Below are 14,641 nucleotides of genomic sequence, written 5' to 3'. Positions count from 1 at the left end.
CTCGCCCTGTCCGGCGCGCACGTGATGCCCCCCGAGACACACCGAGGGCGCCCGGAAAACTCCGGACGCCCTCATCGCCGTAGAACCACCCGTCACGTCTTCTTCGCGGACTCGGCCCCATCCTTGGCGCCGGAATCCTCGTCGCCGTCCTTGGTCTCCTCGTGGGCTTCCCCGTCAGAGGATTCCGCTCCGGGTTCGACAACGGCCTCCCGCCCCGGCCGCTTCTTCGCCGACAGCACGAGATACACCACCGCGAGCAGGAACACGATCATCGCGGTCCAGACGTTCAACCGCAGCCCCAGGATGTGGTGGGCATCATCAATACGCAGGTACTCGATCCAGGCGCGACCAGCGCAGTAGGCGGCGACGTACAGCGCGAACGCCCGCCCATGCCCCAGCTTGAAGCGGCGGTCGGCCCAGATCACCAGGAACGCGACGCCGATGCACCACAGGGACTCGTACAGGAACGTCGGTTGGTACGTGCCCGGAACCCGCCCGTCCGCCGACGAGGTGATCTCCAGCGCCCACGGCAGATCGGTCGGCTTGCCGTACAGCTCCTGGTTGAACCAGTTGCCCCAGCGGCCGATCGCCTGCGCGAGGGCGATGCCCGGCGCAAGGGCGTCGGCCCACGCGGGCAGCGGGATGCCCCGGCGCCGGCAGCCGATCCACGCGCCCACCGCACCGAGCGCGATCGCGCCCCAGATGCCGAGGCCGCCCTCCCAGATCTTGAAGGCGTCCACCCAGTCACGGCCCTCGCTGAAGTACAGCTCGTAGTCCGTGATCACGTGGTAGAGCCGGCCTCCGACCAGGCCGAACGGCACGGCCCAGACCGCGATGTCGGCCACCGTGCCGGACCGCCCGCCGCGGGCGACCCAGCGCTTGTTGCCGAGCCAGACTGCAACGAAGACGCCGATGATGATGCAGAATGCATAGCCGCGCAGCGGAATGGGACCGAGGTGGATCACCCCGCGCGACGGGCTGGGAATGTAGGCAAGTTCCATGGCAAGGTCGACGCTACCGTGCCGAACCGGGCCGACGGCAGGCGGCCCGGCTACGGCTCCATAACAGGGGTGTGAGAAAGCCCTACGGGACGGCCTTACCCTTTGTTCGCCTCCTGCACCATCTGCTTCAGCTTCGCCGGTGTCATCGACTGGTCCTGGTAGATGTTCTTGCCGTCCAGCAACACGGTGGGCGTGCCTTGGAAGCCGGCCTTCTGGAAGGCCTCGTTGGACTTCTCGACCCAGCTGTTGTGCGTGCCGTTCTCCACGCAGGAGCGGAACGCGGGGGTGTCGAGGCCGTCGACCTTGCCGGCCAGCTCGATGAGCCTGCTCTTGTCGGCGAAGGCGTCCTCGGTCTCCGGCGGCTGGTTGTCGTAGAGCACGTCGTGGTACGCCGGGAACTTTCCGGCGTCCTGGGCGCAGGCGGCGGCGTTGGCCGCGTTGCGGGAGCCGGTGCCGCGCATGTTGCCGTCGATGATCGTGGCCAGGTGGTACTCGACCTTGAGCTGCCCGGCGTTCGTCAGTTCGTGGATCGTCGAGCGGTACGCCTGCTCGAAGACCTTGCAGGCCGGGCAGCGGAAGTCCTCCCAGACCGTGAGCTTGGACTTGGCGCTCGCCTTGCCGACCGGGATGGCGAGGCCGTCCTCGCCCTGCGCCCCCGAGGGCGCCACGACCTGGCCCGCCTTTGCTGCGCCGTCGTTCTTGCCGGTGTTGGCGGCGACGACGCCGACCACCGCCGCGAGCCCCAGCACACAGACGACGGTCGTGCCCACGATCAGCGCACGGCGTCGCTTCTCCGCGGTCTTCTGCTTCTCACGCTCGACCGCCAGCCGCTCCCGGGCGGTCCACTTTCCCTCACGGTTCTTCTCACTCACACCCCGGAAACGAACCGGGGAGGCACACCGTGCCTCCCCGGCCCCAGGTCCACCCGTACGAGGGACCCGGTATGAGCACCTCACTTGTTACGCCCGGCTGGTCACGCCTGTCCGCGCACGCCCTTCGCCAGCTCTCCCGCCAGCGCGCGGACGGCCTCGACGCCGGCCGCGTCGTCGGGGGCGTCCAGCATCCGCCGGACGAACGCCGAACCGACGATCACGCCGTCGGAGAAGCGGGCCACCTCGGCAGCCTGCTGGGCGTTGGAGACGCCGAGCCCGACGCAAACCGGCAGGTCCGTGCCGGTGGCGCGGGTGCGTTCCACCAGGTCCTGGGCCTGCGAGCTGACCGTCTCGCGGGTGCCGGTGACGCCCATGAGGGAGGCGGCGTAGACGAAGCCGCTGCCCGCCGCCGTGATCTGGGCGAGCCGCTCGTCCTTGCTGCTGGGCGCGACGACGAAGACCGTCGCGAGGCTGTGCTTCTCGGCGTGCTCGCGCCACAGCGCCGCCTCCTGCACCGGCAGGTCGGGCAGGATGCAGCCCGCGCCGCCCGCCTGAGCCAGTTCGGCGGTGAAGCGTTCGACGCCGTAGCGGTCGATGGGATTCCAGTACGTCATGACGAGCACCGGCTTGCCCGTGGCCTGGTGCGCCTCCCGAACCGTCCGCATGACGTCGGCGATCCGGACGCCGCCGCGCAGGGCGATGTCGTCGGCGGTCTGGATGACCGGGCCGTCGAGGACGGGGTCGCTGTGCGGCAGGCCGACCTCGATGAGGTCGGCGCCGCCGTCGAGCACGGCCTTGATCGCCTCGATGCCGCCGTCCACGGTCGGGAACCCGGCCGGGAGGTAGGCGATGAGAGCCGAGCGTCCCTGCGCCTTCGCGGCGGCGAGGGAGTCGGTCAACAGCTGGATGTTCCCGCTCACTTGGCGTCCCCCTCGATCTCGGCGGTGCCGCCGTCGGCGTCGGCGGCGACCTCGGCGTCGGTGTCGTACAGGCCGAAGTAGCGGGCGGCGGTGTCCATGTCCTTGTCACCGCGGCCGGACAGGTTGACCACGATCAGCCCGTCCTCGCCCAGCTCCCGGCCGACCTCCAGGGCTCCGGCCAGCGCGTGGGCGCTCTCGATCGCCGGGATGATGCCCTCGGTCCGCGACAGCAGGCGCAGCGCCTGCATGGCGGCGTCGTCGGTGACGGCGCGGTACTCGGCGCGGCCGGTGTCCTTGAGGTAGGAGTGTTCGGGGCCGATGCCCGGGTAGTCGAGTCCGGCCGAGATCGAGTACGGCTCGGTGATCTGGCCCTCGTCGTCCTGGAGGACGTACGACCGGGAGCCGTGCAGGATGCCGGGCTCGCCGGCGGTCAGGGTCGCCGCGTGCTCGCCGCTGTCGACGCCGTGCCCGGCGGGTTCGCAGCCGATGAGGCGTACGTCCGCGTCCGGGATGAAGGCGTGGAAGAGGCCGATGGCGTTGGAGCCGCCGCCGACGCAGGCGATCGCGGCGTCGGGCAGCCGGCCGGCGCGCTCCAGGAGCTGGCGGCGGGCCTCGACGCCGATGACGCGGTGGAAGTCGCGCACCATGGCCGGGAAGGGGTGCGGTCCGGCGACCGTGCCGAAGAGGTAGTGCGTGTGGTCGACGTTGGCGACCCAGTCGCGGAAGGCCTCGTTGATCGCGTCCTTCAGCGTGCGGCTGCCGGACTTCACGGCGATGACCTCGGCGCCGAGCATGCGCATGCGGGCCACGTTGAGAGCCTGGCGCCGGGTGTCGATCTCGCCCATGTAGATCGTGCACTCGAGGCCGAAGAGGGCACAGGCGGTGGCGGTGGCGACGCCGTGCTGGCCGGCGCCGGTCTCGGCGATGACGCGGGTCTTTCCCATGCGCTTGGTGAGCAGTGCCTGGCCGAGCACGTTGTTGATCTTGTGGGACCCGGTGTGGTTGAGGTCCTCGCGCTTGAGGAGGACGCGCGCGCCGCCCGCTTCCGCGGCGAAACGAGGCACCTCGGTGATCGCCGACGGGCGGCCGGTGTAGTTGATGAGCAGGTCGTCGAGCTCACGGGCGAACTCGGGGTCGTGCTTGGCCTTGTCGTACTCGACGGCTACCTCGTCCACGGCGGCGACGAGTGCCTCCGGGATGAACTTGCCGCCGAACGCGCCGAAGTAGCCTTCGGCACTGGGGGTTTGACCCTCCGGGTCAGGGATGAAGAACTCGCTGGGCATGCGGAAACCTCACGGTGAGTGTGTGAAAAAGACACTGATCGCCGTGGGGGCGGGGATTGTCACTTGACTACGGGCCTGTTGTGGCTTGTCGCGCCCGCGCGGCGGTAGCCGCACATCAAACAGAGCCCCGCGCCCCTTTCGGGGCGCTGCCATCGCCGGCCGTTTACCTGGCCCGGCTCGTCACCGATGACGTAGCGGACCCGGCGGCCGTGCACCCTGCGGGCAGGCGCGCGGCAGCCGCGGGGGCGGCAGCCGCGGGCGAGGCGGGCGTACGGGTCCCTGGTCGCCATGGTGGTCGAGAGAGTCATCGGCGCTCAGCCTACCGGGTGATCAGTCGCGCCCGTGCCGCAATGCGGGATGTGCACCTGCCGCCACCAGATCGGACACCGCTACCTTCGGGTCGCGGCCCGTGACGAGGGACTCGCCGACGAGGACCGCGTTGGCACCGGCGTTGGCGTACGCGATGAGGTCGTGCGGGCCGCGGACGCCGGACTCCGCGATCTTGACGAGGCCGTCGGGGATCTCCGGAGCCACCCGCTCGAACGTGCCGCGGTCGACCTCCAGGGTCTTGAGGTTGCGCGCGTTGACGCCGATGACCTTGGCACCCGCGTCCACCGCCCGCTCGACCTCCTCCTCGTCGTGCACCTCGACGAGCGGCGTGAGGCCGATGGACACGGCGCGCTCGATCAGCGACTCCAGGGCCGGCTGTTCGAGAGCCGCGACGATCAGCAGCGCGAGGTCGGCGCCGTACGCGCGGGCCTCCCACAGCTGGTACGACGTGACGATGAAGTCCTTGCGCAGCACGGGGATGTCCACGCGCGCGCGGACCGCCTCCAGGTCGGCCAGCGAGCCGCCGAAGCGGCGCTGTTCGGTGAGCACGGAGATGACGGCCGCGCCGCCCGCCTCGTAGTCCGCGGCGAGCCCGGCCGGGTCGGCGATCGCGGCCAGCGCGCCCTTGGACGGGCTGGAGCGCTTGACCTCGCAGATGACCTGCACGCCTTCGCCGCGCAGCGCGGCCGCACCGTCCTTGGCCGCCGGAGCCTTCGCCGCACGCTCTTTGAGCTCGTCGATGCTGACGTGCGCCTGCCGCTCCGCGAGGTCGGCACGGACTCCGTCGATGATCTCGTCGAGCACACTCACGCGAGCGGCCCCCTTCCGGACGGCAAGAATTCAGCAAGAAAAACGATGGTCACTGCGATGGTATCCGGAGCGGGACGTAGCCCTCGCATCCGGTTGACGCCGGTCCCACCACCTGGACATACCTCAGTTGATCAGGGATGCAGCCAGCCACCGAACGGCAGGTTCCGGAGAACCGTGAAGACCAGCACCAACGCTCCCACGCCCCACAGGAGCACCGGCGGGGGATCGATCCGCAGCGGCCGGCCCCGCACCGCGTGGACCACCCATACGGTCCACAGCACCGCGAAGGCCGCGTAGCCCAGGACGGCCGGCGCGTTGTCCTGCAGGGCCGCCGCGAAGTCCCCGTGCATGACGGCGTGCGCGCTGCGCAGCCCGCCGCAGCCGGGGCAGTAGATGCCGGTGAGCTGCAGCAGGGGGCAGGCAGGGTAGTGGCCGGGCTCGTTCGGGTCCACCGTCCCCACGTACGCGAAGGCCCCGGCGACGGCCGCGAGGACCCCGGTCGGCAGGGCGAGGCGGCCCACCACGCTGTGTGTCGTCCTTCGGGTGCCTGCGTTCACGGTGTTCACGGTAGGCATTGTGCCCCGCACACGCGCGAGGGGCGGCCCCTGGCACCGTCGTGCCGGGACCGCCCCTCGACGAGGTCGTCCGTGCGTGGCGTACCGCCGCGGATCAGCTCTCGACGCTCGCCGTCTCGCGCTCGCCGCCGGCCTGGTGTACCGGGTGGGCGTGCTGCGGCTGGCCGAGCCCCATCGCGCGCATGATGGCGCCGACGACGCCGCCGAGGAGCACGACGACCATGCCGGCCCAGAAGCCGAGCGGCTGGTCCAGCACCATGAAGGCGCCCGCGACGCAGAAACCGATGAAGGCGATAGTGACACCGGTCCAGGCGGCCGGGGTGTGACCGTGGCTGCTGCCCGCCATTGCTTGCTCCTCGTTGCTGTGTGCGTGTCTGAGCAGGACGCTCGTGGTCATTGTCCCGCACGCGCACACGGGCGGTGCGCGGGGGTGCCTCCCGCACGCCCGGGAGGGGCAGGGCGGGAGTCAGGCCCCGGTCGGGTCCTCGCCGCGGTCGAGGGCCTTCCACAGCTCCTCGGGCCGGTCGGGGTCCGGCGCGGCGGCGGCGCGGCGCGGGCGGGGGGCGCCGGAGCGTTCGTAGCGGCCGGACATCGCGGGCCACAGCCGCCCGTAGCGCAGGGCGAGCAGGCCGGCCAGCAGGATCAGGATGCCGCCCGCGGCGGCGACGTACGGCCAGGCCGTGTGGGTGAAGGCGTCCACGGTGGCCGAGGTGTCGCCGGAGGCCTGGGCGGCCTTCTCGTCGAGCGCGGAGCTGTCGGAGGTGCCGAGCAGGGCCGAGGTGACGGTGCCGACGCCGGACAGCGCGAGCAGCGCGGCGACGACCAGGCGGCCGGCGCGGCGGACGGCGAAGACGGCGACGAGCGCGGCGAGGCCCACTATGGCCAGGGCGGCCGGGACGCCGGTGACGTCACTGCCCTTGGCGGTCAGGGGGAACGCGCCGCCGGCCACCGTCGCGGTGCCCTCCGACCAACGCTGCCGGGTGGCGAGCAGCGCCACGGCCGCGCCGAGCGCACCGCACAGCAGGGCGACGGCGAGGCTCAGGCGGCCGGCCCGGGCGGATCCTCGGGCTTGGGTACGGGGGTTAGGTACGGCAGTCACGTACTCCACTATCGCTTGAACCCCGGGCGAACCCTCACCCGGGGTGACGTGACAAGCGCCCCACCGCTTCTGGAGGTGTGCCCTACCGCCCCAGCCGGTTCGCCGTGTGCACCGCGCGCAGGACGGCCGCCGCCTTGTTGCGGCACTCGGTGTCCTCGGCGACCGGGTCGGAGTCGGCGACGATGCCGGCACCCGCCTGGACGTACGCGGTGCCGTCGCGCAGCAGGGCCGTGCGGATGGCGATAGCGGTGTCGGAGTCGCCCGCGAAGTCGAGGTAGCCGACGCAGCCGCCGTACAGTCCGCGCCGGGACGGCTCCAGTTCGTCGATGATCTGCATCGCGCGCGGCTTGGGCGCGCCGGAGAGCGTGCCGGCCGGGAAACAGGCCGTCAGCACGTCGAAGGCCGTGCGGCCCTGCGCGACCCGGCCGGTCACCGTCGAGACGATGTGCATGACGTGCGAGTACCGCTCGATGGACATGAAGTCGACGACCTCGACCGAGCCCGGCTCGCACACCCGCCCCAGGTCGTTGCGGCCCAGGTCGACGAGCATCAGGTGCTCGGCGCGCTCCTTGGGATCGGCCAGCAGCTCGTCGGCGAGGGCCTGGTCCTCCTGCGGGGTGGCCCCGCGCCACCGGGTGCCGGCGATGGGGTGGACCATGGCCTGCCCGTCCTCGACCTTCACCAGGGCCTCGGGGGACGAGCCGGCGACGTCGAAGGCACCTCCATCCCCGCGGGGGAACCGGAACAGGTACATGTACGGGGACGGGTTGGTCGCCCTGAGGACGCGGTAGACGTCCAGCGCGCTCGCCCTGCACGGGGTCTCGAACCGCTGGGACGGGACGACCTGGAAGGCCTCGCCCGCGCGGATGCGCTCCTTGACGTCCTCGACGGCCTCCTGGAAGTCGGGGCCGCCCCACAGCGCGGTGTACTCGGGAAGTTCGGAGGGCGGCAGAGCGGCCGGGGGCTGGGCGACCGCGCGCGTGAGGTCGGCCTCCATGACGTCGAGGCGGGCGACCGCGTCGGCGTAGGCCTCGTCGACGCCGGTGTCGAGGTCGTTGTGGTTGATCGCGTTGGCGATCAGCAGGACCGAGCCCTCCCAGTGGTCCATGACGGCGAGGTCGCTGGTGAGCAGCATGGTCAGCTCGGGGAGCTTGAGATCGTCCCGCTCGCCGGGGCCGATCTTCTCCAGGCGGCGCACGATGTCGTAACCGAGGTAGCCGACCATGCCGCCGGTGAAGGGGGGCAGGCCCAGGTCGTGGGCGAGGTCGCGGGGGGTGTGCAGGGCCTCGAGGGTGGCGCGCAGGGCGGCGAGCGGGTCGCCGTCGACCGGGACGCCGACGGGCGGGGTGCCGAGCCAGTGGACCCGGCCGTCGCGTTCGGTGAGGGTGGCCGCGCTGCGGACTCCCACGAACGAGTAGCGGGACCACGAGCGTCCGTTCTCCGCGGACTCCAGCAGGAACGTGCCGGGGCGCTCGGCGGCGAGCTTGCGGTAGAGCGCGACCGGGGTGTCGCCGTCGGCGAGCAGCTTGCGGGTGACCGGGATGACCCGGCGGTCGGTGGCGAGCTTGCGGAACGTGTCGAGGTCCATGGCGGCTGACCTTACTGATCCGAGGCCTGTACGCCGGAATCGGCGCCGCTGCTGCCGTCCTTGAGCGGGCCGCCGTCCTTGAGCAGCAAGTCGGCGTCGAAGCAGGTGCGCGCGCCGGTGTGGCAGGCGGCGCCGACCTGGTCGACCTTCACCAGCACGGTGTCCGCGTCGCAGTCGAGGGCGACGGACTTGACCCACTGGAAGTGACCGGACGTGTCGCCCTTGACCCAGTACTCGTGGCGGCTGCGCGACCAGTACGTGCAGCGGCCGGTGGTGAGCGTGCGGTGCAGCGCCTCGTCGTCCATCCAGCCGAGCATGAGCACCTCTCCGGTGTCGTACTGCTGGGCGATGGCGGGCAGGAGGCCGTCGGGGCTGCGCTTGAGGCGCGCGGCGATCTCCGGGTCGAGGCTGCTGGGCCGGCGAGGGGACGTACTGGTCATGGATGCCATTGTGCCGCGCGCCACTGACAGGCAACGGTGAGTGTCCACTGGGCGGACCCAGAGGGCCGTCGTTGGGGCCGCGTCCACTGGGCGGACCCCGGGGACGGTCGTAGGCTTGCTGCATGTCGACCCATGCCAAGCGTGAACGACTCCTGCTCGCCGACCTGCTGGAGACCGCGGGTCCCGACGCCGACACCCTGTGCGAGGGCTGGAAGACCCGTGATCTCGCCGCGCACATGGTGGTGCGCGAGCGCCGCCCGGACGCCGCGAGCGGCATCCTGATCAAGCAGCTCGCGCCGCGCCTGGAGCGCGTGATGGCGGAGTTCGCCGCGAAGCCGTACGAGGAGCTGATCCAGCTCATCCGCACCGGCCCGCCGCGGTTCTCGCCGTTCTCGCTCAAGCCCGTCGAGGAGATGTCGAACACGATCGAGTTCTATGTCCACACCGAGGACGTCCGGCGCGCCCAGCCCGACTGGACGCCGCGCGAACTCGATCCGGTCTTCCAGGACGCCCTGTGGTCCCGGCTGGAGCGCAGCGCCCGGCTGATGGGCCGCGGCGCCCCGACCGGCCTGGTGCTGCGCCGCCCGGACGGCCAGACGGCGGTCGCCCACCGGGGCACGCCGGTGGTGACGGTGACCGGCGAGCCGTCCGAGCTGGTGCTGTTCATGTACGGTCGGCAGAGCGCCGCCAAGGTCGAACTGGACGGCGACAAGGACGCGATCGCCAAGCTGCACGAGACGCAGCAGCTCGGGATCTGAGGGTCCGAGGGATCCGAGGGTCCGAGGGCCGAAGAATCGGGGACGGCTCCGGTCCGGGGTCACGGCAGCTCGGCGCGGCGCAGGGGTCCGGCGCTCAGCGTGACGACGCCGCCCAGGGCGCAGATCGCCGCGCAGGCCGCGAAGACCGGCGCGGTGCCCCAGGCCTCGATCGCCCAGCCGACCACCGGGTAGGTGAGCGGTGCGACGCCGAAGCTGACCAGGGTGGAGGCGGAGATGACGCGGCCGACGTAGGCGGGCCCTGCCCGGAGCTGGAGCAGGGCTCCTCTCAGGGCGCCGCCCAGCCCGGACAGCAGGCCGATGAACAGGGCCACGCAGGCCGCGGCGACGACGGACGCCGCGTGCGCGAGGCCGGTGATCGCCACGCACCCTGCGATCTCCGCCACCGCCGAGACGAGCGCGGCGCGGGGCACCCGCCCACGCACCATGAGCAGCAGCGACGCCGCCCCCGCGCCGATGCCGAACCCGCCGAGCACCCAGCCCATCCCGGACGACCCCCACCCGCGCTCCTCGGACAGCAGGGTCAGCCCCAGATTCATCGGCCCGACGAATCCCAGATCGCCGAGGGCGATGGCCAGCACGAGCGGCCGCAGCACCCGGTCCCGCCGAATGTGCCGCACCCCGTCCCGCAACTCGCCCAGAACCCCATCCCGCACCCGACGACGGCGCGGAACCGCTTCCGCAAGCCGCGCGCATGCGTGCCTCCCCCAGTGCCCAAGAGCCTGGGAGGTACCCCCAGGGAGGCACCGGTGGGCGCGGGCGGCACCCCGTAACGCCGGGCTGCGCGCCCAACCCCCGTCTCGCAACCGCCGGCCATCCGCCAGGCCCCCGCCCCGCGCCCGCCGACCGTCCGGCGGCAGTGGCCGGACACGTACGGCCCACAGCACCGGCAGCGACACCCCGATCAGCAGCGCGGCGGACCCGAAGGCCCCGCTCGTGCCGCCGAGTGCGATGCCGAGGCCGGCGAGGGGGCCGCCGAGGACCGTGGCGAGGCGGGTGGCAAGGCCCCGCATGCCCTGGACGCGGGCCAGCTGGCCGGGGCCGGTGATCCGGGCGGGCAGGGCACCCGCGGCGGGCAGGAACACGGCGTCGACGACCCCGAAGAGCACCGCGACCGCACCCAGCGCCCACAGGCCGGGGCTGGTCGCCAGCAGCAGCCCGGCCGCGACGACGACCAGCAGACAGCGCCCCGCACTGCTGACGAGCACGACCCGGCGCGGCCCGTACCGGTCGGCGACCACTCCCCCGCCCAGCATCAGCACCGCTCGCGGCACCGCGCCGGCGGCCGTCACCAGCCCGGCCTGCGCGGGCGTACCGGCCTGGACGGCGGCCCAGGACAGGGCGACGTAGTAGATGTTGTCGCCGATCGCGGACGCGCTGTACGCGCCGAGCCAGCGCAGGACGTTGGGGTCGCGGTGCGCGGGTCTGTCGACGACCGGCGCCGGGTGGAGGGCGGCGGGCATGCGTATCCCCTCATCCCCTCAGGCACGGAACGGGAAGGCGTTCGTGTGCAGCGCGACGTTCTCGCGGCCCTCGGTGTCACCAGCCGCATCGGCCGCGCGGCCCTTCTCCTGGTACTTCTGGGCCAGGGCCCGCAACTCGGCCGAAAGGTCGGCGAGTTCGTCGGCCGTGAGGCGCATGACGGTCTCGGAGGACTCGGCCGCAGTGTTCCACTCAGGATCCCAGTGGGCCCGCTCGTCGAGGTAGCGCCGGTACATGTCGGCCTGCTGCTCGAAGAGGAGTCGGCTGGTCGCCGTGTGCGCGGCGGCCTTCTCGGGCGCGTCCCGGAAGTCCTCGTCCCGGATGCTCAGGCCGTCCGAGGCAGGCTCCCACCAGCGCTCCCGGCCGTCCGCACGCTGCGCCTCGGCCTCCTCGATCAGCCCGTGCTCGGCCAGTTTCCGCAGGTGGTAGCTGACCAGTGAGACGGCCTCGTCGACCTGCTCGGCGAGCTGTGAGGCGGTGGCGACGTGGGCGATCAGCAGACCGCGGTACAGCTTCATCCGCAACGGGTGGGCAAGCGCCTTGAGCGTGCCCAGGTCGGTGATCCGACGGTCTCTCTCCTTGCCTGACATGCCTGACATGCGATCCACCCTAGGTACGAAAGAGAACTTGCACAAGTTATTTTGCTCAACTCATTTTGCGCAACTTCTCTTTCCTGTCCGGCGATGAAAGAGCCCCGGCCGACCGGCCGGGGCTCGGACCGGCGTCACCTGACGGGGTGCCCCGCCCCGCGCAGCGTCTCCTTCACCTGACCGATCCGCAGATCGCCGAAGTGGAACACCGACGCCGCGAGCACCGCGTCCGCGCCCGCCTCGATCGCGGGCGGGAAGTCGGTGAGCTTGCCGGCGCCGCCCGAGGCGATCACCGGGATGGTCACGTGCTTGCGCACGGCCGTGATCATCTCCAGGTCGTAGCCGTCCTTCGTGCCGTCCGCGTCCATCGAGTTGAGCAGAATCTCCCCGGCGCCCAGTTCGGCGGCCCGGTGCGCCCACTCGACGGCGTCGATGCCGGTGCCGCGCCGGCCGCCGTGGGTCGTGACCTCGAAGGAGCCGGACGAGCCGCTGCGGGAAGGGGTGCGCCGCGCGTCCACCGACAGCACCAGCACCTGACGGCCGAACCGTTCCGCGATCTCCCGGATCAGCTCCGGCCGGGCGATCGCCGCGGTGTTCACGCCCACCTTGTCGGCGCCCGCCCGCAGCAGCTTGTCCACGTCCTCGGCCGTACGGACGCCGCCGCCGACCGTCAGCGGGATGAACACCTGCTCGGCCGTGCGGCGCACGACGTCGTACGTCGTCTCGCGGTTGCCGGACGACGCGGTGATGTCCAGGAACGTCAGCTCGTCGGCGCCCTCGGCGTCGTACACCTTGGCCATCTCGACGGGATCGCCCGCGTCGCGCAGGTTCTGGAAGTTGACACCCTTGACGACCCGGCCGTTGTCCACGTCCAGGCAGGGGATGACTCGGACCGCCAGGGTCATGAATCCACGGCTCCTTACGAATGCCTCTAGCCTCTGAAGGCTTCCACTTCTACTTCCACCAGGATGCGCGGGTCGACGAAGCCCTGGACGACCAGCAGGGTCGACACCGGCCGTACCGCGTCGAAGAAGTCCTTGTGGGCCCGGCCCACCTCGTCCACGTCCCGCGCATGGGTCAGGTACATCCGCGTACGGATCACGGACTCGGCGCCGAGCCCGAACTCGCCGAGCGCCTCGATCGCGCCGGCGAACGCCGTCCTGGCCTGCTCGTACGGGTCGCCCTCCCCGTACAGCACGTCGCCCTTGAAGGACGTCGTGCCCGCGACCAGCACTCGATCGCCCACCGCGACGGCGCGTGCGAAACCGAAGGCCTCTTCCCAGGGACTTCCGCTCTGCACGCGCCGCACGGCATCGGACGTCATGACGACACAGCCTCCAGGGCCTCTTCCAGGGTGAACGCCTTCGCGTACAGGGCTTTCCCGACGATGGCGCCCTCGACACCGAGGGGTACCAACTCGGCGATCGCGCGGAGGTCGTCCAGGCAGGACACGCCGCCGGAGGCCACGACCGGGCGGTCCGTGGCGGCGCACACGTTGCGCAGCAGCTCCAGGTTCGGGCCCTGGAGGGTGCCGTCCTTGGCGATGTCCGTCACGACGTACCGCGCGCAGCCCTCCCTGTTGAGGCGCTCCAGCGTCTCGTAGAGGTCGCCGCCATCGCGGGTCCAGCCGCGGCCCCGGAGGGTCGTGCCGCGTACGTCGAGACCGACGGCGATCTTGTCGCCGTGCTCGGTGATGACCCTGGCGACCCACTCCGGGGCCTCCAGCGCCGCCGTGCCGAGGTTCACCCGGGTGCAGCCGGTGGCCAGGGCCGCGGCCAGGGTGTCGTCGTCGCGGATGCCGCCGGACAGCTCCACCTTGATGTCCATCGCCCGCGCGACCTCGGCGATCAGTTCGCGGTTGTTCCCGGTGCCGAACGCGGCGTCCAGGTCGACCAGGTGCAGCCACTCGGCGCCCGAGCGCTGCCAGGCGAGGGCGGCCTCCAGGGGAGAGCCGTACGAGGTCTCCGTACCGGACTCGCCGTGCACCAGGCGCACCGCCTGACCGTCACGGACGTCCACGGCGGGGAGGAGTTCAAGCTTCCCAGAGGGATTCGAGGACATCAGAGGGTTCCGATCCAGTTGTTCAGCAGCTGCGCTCCGGCGTCGCCGGACTTCTCGGGGTGGAACTGCGTGGCCCACAGGGCGCCGTTCTCGACGGCGGCCACGAAGGGCTTGCCGTGCGTGGACCAGGTGACCTTGGGGGCCTCGATCACCGGGTTGCTCACCTCGAGACCCCAGTCCTGGGCGGCGTACGAGTGCACGAAGTAGAAGCGCGCGTCCGCGTCCAGGCCGGCGAACAGCTGCGAGCCGGGCGCCACGTCCACGGTGTTCCAGCCCATGTGGGGCACGATGTCGGCCTGCAGGGGCTCGACGGAGCCGGGCCACTCGCCCAGGCCCGCGGTCTCGACGCCGTGTTCGATGCCGCGTGCGAACAGGATCTGCATGCCGACGCAGATGCCCATCACCGGGCGCCCGCCGGACAGCCGGCGGTCGATGATCCAGTTGCCGCGCGCCTCGGTCAGGCCCTTCATGCAGGCGGCGAAGGCGCCGACGCCCGGCACCAGCAGCCCGTCGGCGTTCATGGCCTTGTCGAAGTCACGGGTTATCTCGACGTCGGCACCCGCGCGCGCGAGGGCACGCTCGGCGGACCTCACGTTGCCGAAGCCGTAGTCGAAGACGACGACCCGCTTCTGTTTCTTCTGAGGGGCGCTCAATTCCACACCTCCAGCCTCAGGACACCGGCGACCAGACACATCGCGGCGCCGATCGAGAGCAGCACGATGAGGCTCTTCGGCATCTGCTGCTTGACGAACGAGATGATCCCGCCGACGAGGAAGAGGCCGACGACGATCAGGATGGTGGACAGCCCGTTCAT

The 14,641-nt window shown here is 71.5% G+C and carries 19 protein-coding genes; 1 reads left to right on the top strand and 18 read right to left on the bottom strand.

Features of this window, described 5'->3' with window-relative positions; genetic code table 11:
• Window positions 1-92: 92 nt before the first annotated feature.
• The 11 genes from lgt to hisI all read right to left on the bottom strand — a co-directional run bounded on the left by lgt (window position 93) and on the right by hisI (window position 8,918).
• Window positions 93-1,001 (bottom strand): prolipoprotein diacylglyceryl transferase, encoded by a 909-nt coding sequence (gene lgt, locus H8R17_RS06335; protein ID WP_187822144.1) that lies wholly within the window; start codon window positions 999-1,001, stop codon window positions 93-95.
• A 95-nt stretch (window positions 1,002-1,096) separates the two neighbouring features.
• A complete protein-coding gene (locus H8R17_RS06330; protein WP_187822143.1) occupies window positions 1,097-1,873 on the bottom strand; it encodes a thioredoxin domain-containing protein in 777 nt (258 codons plus the stop codon).
• A 101-nt stretch (window positions 1,874-1,974) separates the two neighbouring features.
• The gene (gene trpA / locus H8R17_RS06325; RefSeq protein WP_187822142.1) at window positions 1,975-2,793 is read right to left on the bottom strand and encodes a tryptophan synthase subunit alpha; all 819 of its coding nucleotides are present in this window, start codon (window positions 2,791-2,793) and stop codon (window positions 1,975-1,977) included.
• Complete coding sequence (gene trpB / locus H8R17_RS06320) at window positions 2,790-4,076, bottom strand: tryptophan synthase subunit beta (protein ID WP_187822141.1); 1,287 nt, start codon at window positions 4,074-4,076, stop codon at window positions 2,790-2,792. The genes trpA and trpB overlap by 4 nt, the downstream gene beginning before the upstream one ends.
• A 59-nt stretch (window positions 4,077-4,135) precedes the next feature.
• Complete coding sequence (gene trpM / locus H8R17_RS06315) at window positions 4,136-4,384, bottom strand: tryptophan biosynthesis modulator TrpM (protein ID WP_187822140.1); 249 nt, start codon at window positions 4,382-4,384, stop codon at window positions 4,136-4,138.
• 22 nt (window positions 4,385-4,406) lie between these two features.
• Complete coding sequence (gene trpC, locus H8R17_RS06310; RefSeq protein WP_187822139.1) at window positions 4,407-5,216, bottom strand: indole-3-glycerol phosphate synthase TrpC; 810 nt, start codon at window positions 5,214-5,216, stop codon at window positions 4,407-4,409.
• A 131-nt stretch (window positions 5,217-5,347) separates the two neighbouring features.
• On the bottom strand, window positions 5,348-5,791 hold the full coding sequence (locus H8R17_RS06305; protein WP_187822138.1) for a DUF2752 domain-containing protein: 444 nt from the start codon (window positions 5,789-5,791) through the stop codon (window positions 5,348-5,350).
• A gap of 94 nt (window positions 5,792-5,885) precedes the next feature.
• Window positions 5,886-6,137: an HGxxPAAW family protein gene (locus H8R17_RS06300; RefSeq protein ID WP_187822137.1), complete on the bottom strand. Its 252-nt coding sequence runs from the start codon at window positions 6,135-6,137 to the stop codon at window positions 5,886-5,888.
• Between the two features lie 120 nt (window positions 6,138-6,257).
• A complete protein-coding gene (locus tag H8R17_RS06295) occupies window positions 6,258-6,899 on the bottom strand; it encodes a TIGR02234 family membrane protein (RefSeq protein ID WP_187822136.1) in 642 nt (213 codons plus the stop codon).
• A 73-nt stretch (window positions 6,900-6,972) separates the two neighbouring features.
• A complete protein-coding gene (locus H8R17_RS06290; protein ID WP_187822135.1) occupies window positions 6,973-8,478 on the bottom strand; it encodes an anthranilate synthase component I in 1,506 nt (501 codons plus the stop codon).
• Between the two features lie 11 nt (window positions 8,479-8,489).
• Window positions 8,490-8,918 carry a phosphoribosyl-AMP cyclohydrolase gene (gene hisI, locus H8R17_RS06285; protein ID WP_187822134.1) on the bottom strand — a complete coding sequence of 143 codons (429 nt, stop codon included), beginning with the start codon at window positions 8,916-8,918 and terminating at the stop codon, window positions 8,490-8,492.
• Window positions 8,919-9,040: 122 nt separating this feature from the next.
• On the opposite strand from hisI, the gene H8R17_RS06280 reads away from it, so the two are divergent.
• Window positions 9,041-9,676 (top strand): TIGR03085 family metal-binding protein, encoded by a 636-nt coding sequence (locus H8R17_RS06280; protein ID WP_187822133.1) that lies wholly within the window; start codon window positions 9,041-9,043, stop codon window positions 9,674-9,676.
• Window positions 9,677-9,735: 59 nt separating this feature from the next.
• Here the strand turns inward: H8R17_RS06280 and H8R17_RS06275 are convergent, their stop codons facing one another.
• The 7 genes from H8R17_RS06275 to H8R17_RS06245 form a co-directional block, all read right to left on the bottom strand.
• Complete coding sequence (locus H8R17_RS06275) at window positions 9,736-11,157, bottom strand: MFS transporter (RefSeq protein WP_187822132.1); 1,422 nt, start codon at window positions 11,155-11,157, stop codon at window positions 9,736-9,738.
• A gap of 18 nt (window positions 11,158-11,175) precedes the next feature.
• Entirely contained in the window at window positions 11,176-11,766 is a 591-nt protein-coding gene (locus H8R17_RS06270; RefSeq protein ID WP_187822272.1) for a transcriptional regulator, read from the bottom strand.
• Between the two features lie 134 nt (window positions 11,767-11,900).
• Window positions 11,901-12,671 carry an imidazole glycerol phosphate synthase subunit HisF gene (gene hisF / locus H8R17_RS06265; RefSeq protein WP_187822131.1) on the bottom strand — a complete coding sequence of 257 codons (771 nt, stop codon included), beginning with the start codon at window positions 12,669-12,671 and terminating at the stop codon, window positions 11,901-11,903.
• Window positions 12,672-12,697: 26 nt separating this feature from the next.
• Window positions 12,698-13,090, bottom strand: coding sequence for a RidA family protein (locus H8R17_RS06260; protein WP_187822130.1), 393 nt, complete (start codon window positions 13,088-13,090; stop codon window positions 12,698-12,700).
• The gene (gene priA / locus H8R17_RS06255; RefSeq protein ID WP_187822129.1) at window positions 13,087-13,827 is read right to left on the bottom strand and encodes a bifunctional 1-(5-phosphoribosyl)-5-((5-phosphoribosylamino)methylideneamino)imidazole-4-carboxamide isomerase/phosphoribosylanthranilate isomerase PriA; all 741 of its coding nucleotides are present in this window, start codon (window positions 13,825-13,827) and stop codon (window positions 13,087-13,089) included. Before priA ends, H8R17_RS06260 begins: the two co-directional genes overlap by 4 nt.
• On the bottom strand, window positions 13,827-14,486 hold the full coding sequence (gene hisH, locus H8R17_RS06250) for an imidazole glycerol phosphate synthase subunit HisH (RefSeq protein ID WP_399476338.1): 660 nt from the start codon (window positions 14,484-14,486) through the stop codon (window positions 13,827-13,829). Before hisH ends, priA begins: the two co-directional genes overlap by 1 nt.
• Window positions 14,477-14,641, bottom strand: coding sequence for a hypothetical protein (locus H8R17_RS06245; RefSeq protein WP_187822127.1), 165 nt, complete (start codon window positions 14,639-14,641; stop codon window positions 14,477-14,479). Before H8R17_RS06245 ends, hisH begins: the two co-directional genes overlap by 10 nt.

This window comes from Streptomyces sp. TRM68367, assembly GCF_014495685.1.
Classification (GTDB): domain Bacteria; phylum Actinomycetota; class Actinomycetes; order Streptomycetales; family Streptomycetaceae; genus Streptomyces.
This window is presented reverse-complemented; position numbering and strand designations above follow the sequence as displayed.

Excerpts from the sequence above, each read along its gene's own strand:
- lgt (WP_187822144.1), bottom strand. The coding sequence starts at position 1,001 with ATGGAACTTGCCTACATTCCCAGCCCGTCGCGCGGGGTGATCCACCTC.
- trpB (WP_187822141.1), bottom strand. The coding sequence starts at position 4,076 with ATGCCCAGCGAGTTCTTCATCCCTGACCCGGAGGGTCAAACCCCCAGT.
- trpM (WP_187822140.1), bottom strand. The coding sequence starts at position 4,384 with ATGACTCTCTCGACCACCATGGCGACCAGGGACCCGTACGCCCGCCTC.
- H8R17_RS06305 (WP_187822138.1), bottom strand. The coding sequence starts at position 5,791 with ATGCCTACCGTGAACACCGTGAACGCAGGCACCCGAAGGACGACACAC.
- H8R17_RS06300 (WP_187822137.1), bottom strand. The coding sequence starts at position 6,137 with ATGGCGGGCAGCAGCCACGGTCACACCCCGGCCGCCTGGACCGGTGTC.
- H8R17_RS06290 (WP_187822135.1), bottom strand. The coding sequence starts at position 8,478 with ATGGACCTCGACACGTTCCGCAAGCTCGCCACCGACCGCCGGGTCATC.
- hisI (WP_187822134.1), bottom strand. The coding sequence starts at position 8,918 with ATGACCAGTACGTCCCCTCGCCGGCCCAGCAGCCTCGACCCGGAGATC.
- H8R17_RS06280 (WP_187822133.1), top strand. The coding sequence starts at position 9,041 with ATGTCGACCCATGCCAAGCGTGAACGACTCCTGCTCGCCGACCTGCTG.
- H8R17_RS06275 (WP_187822132.1), bottom strand. The coding sequence starts at position 11,157 with ATGCCCGCCGCCCTCCACCCGGCGCCGGTCGTCGACAGACCCGCGCAC.
- H8R17_RS06270 (WP_187822272.1), bottom strand. The coding sequence starts at position 11,766 with ATGTCAGGCAAGGAGAGAGACCGTCGGATCACCGACCTGGGCACGCTC.
- hisF (WP_187822131.1), bottom strand. The coding sequence starts at position 12,671 with ATGACCCTGGCGGTCCGAGTCATCCCCTGCCTGGACGTGGACAACGGC.
- H8R17_RS06260 (WP_187822130.1), bottom strand. The coding sequence starts at position 13,090 with ATGACGTCCGATGCCGTGCGGCGCGTGCAGAGCGGAAGTCCCTGGGAA.
- priA (WP_187822129.1), bottom strand. The coding sequence starts at position 13,827 with ATGTCCTCGAATCCCTCTGGGAAGCTTGAACTCCTCCCCGCCGTGGAC.
- H8R17_RS06245 (WP_187822127.1), bottom strand. The coding sequence starts at position 14,641 with ATGAACGGGCTGTCCACCATCCTGATCGTCGTCGGCCTCTTCCTCGTC.